The 1,525-nt window shown below is 32.1% G+C and carries 1 pseudogene; it reads left to right on the top strand.

The features are described 5' to 3' along the window. Positions 1-1,100 precede the first annotated feature (1,100 nt). Positions 1,101-1,214, top strand: a pseudogene (locus IWX80_RS16935) (transposase); the annotation flags it as partial. Between the last annotated feature and the right edge of the window lie 311 nt (positions 1,215-1,525).

The following is a 1,525-nucleotide window of genomic DNA, read 5'->3' as shown; positions in this document are numbered from 1 at the left end:
TTTTTAAATGGCAAGAAAAATTTGAAGTTTTTTTTAAGATAAATTTTATCTCGTTTACTTCTCTTTTCTTATCAATCTCTCAAGGAACTTTGCGCATTTTGCGGGGTGCAAAGGTAACATCCTTTTTCTAATCTCACAAGCTTTTTGAAATCTTTTTTTTGAAATTAAATTTCTGTTTGATTCGTTTTGCTTGCCAGTATTTGAAAGAGCGTATGCGTTGTTGCGGGTGCAAAACTACACCGTTTATTGAGTTATTCAAGCTTTTTCAACGCTTTTTTTTGATGTTTTCTTAACTTAAACTTTAACTCACTGAAAACGTGAATTTTGAAAGTAAAAGTTTTTTTCCAAATATTGGCTTCTTCCTGTCGAAGTGGTACAATATACCTATTATGCCAAAACATCATCTGCCTTTCAGGGCAGCCACTTCCGAAATTCGAATTCCGTTTTATCGCCGATATCTACTGTAAACCTTTTATAAAAAGATAAAATCCTTATATGGATTCCGTATAAAGATCCTTTAATGTCAATTTAATCGCAAATAAATAATAGAAAACAGCCAACAGCGGATTCTTAAATGAAAATAATCCTGAAAATTGTTGGCAAAGAACTCCAATCAAAACATAGAAAGCCCGTCATTGTCGTAAAAGATCAATGATCCGATAGCACACATCTTAAATATATTTTTTTTTATAATAAAAAATTGAATCGAGTAACCAATTTTAGATAACATCCATTCCGTTTAAGTTCACGAAAGAACAGCTTACAACCTCCAAAATATCCTTTTTTTTGGTTCCTCTACGAAAAATTAGATACTGCTCAAATAATTTAAAAACGATTCTTCAATTTTTCGCGATAACACACACACCGTAAGCATCATTCGTTGTCATAATTGAGTAACTGCTATTCATTTTGGTTCCTCTTTTATTTGATAAAGATTAAATTCAACCAAAGCAGAGCACTAGGCATATGTTTTAACAAAAAAATAAACTGTTCATACTTTTAATATAGTTCCCAAAATTTAATTCCGTTTTACAGCACATTGGATATAAGGTTTTACATTTTTCCATTACTTAACCAACAAGTTTCATACTTGATGCTGTACAAATGCTTCGGCTGAATCTTTCAATGCTAAAATAAAAGCGTTTAGATCTCAATTTCGAGGCGTTAGAAATGTTGCATTTTTCCTTTTTAGATTAACTAATATTTATGCGTAATTTTTATCACTCCACAGGTTTTGGATTTGATCCCGACTCGATCCCATTTTCTTCTGTAAAAATCCACTAGATTACAAGGTACAAAAAATCCTCATCAAATGAATGATGAGGATTTAAATAAATCCTGAAATAAATTCAGGATAAAGAAAGGCGACCAGCTGAGGCGTTTTCCGAACACTTCGGAGAGTTGTAAAACAAAAAAAACCCCATCAAATAAATGATGAGGATTTAATAAAATCTAAAACTAGTTCAGATTAAAGAAAGGCGACGACATACTCTCCCACATAACTGCAGTACCATCTGCGCAGGCG

Source organism: Flavobacterium sp. CAN_S2 (genome assembly GCF_015752255.1).
Lineage (GTDB): Bacteria > Bacteroidota > Bacteroidia > Flavobacteriales > Flavobacteriaceae > Flavobacterium.
Note: the sequence above shows the minus strand (reverse complement) of the source record. Positions and strands in the feature narration are given on the sequence as shown.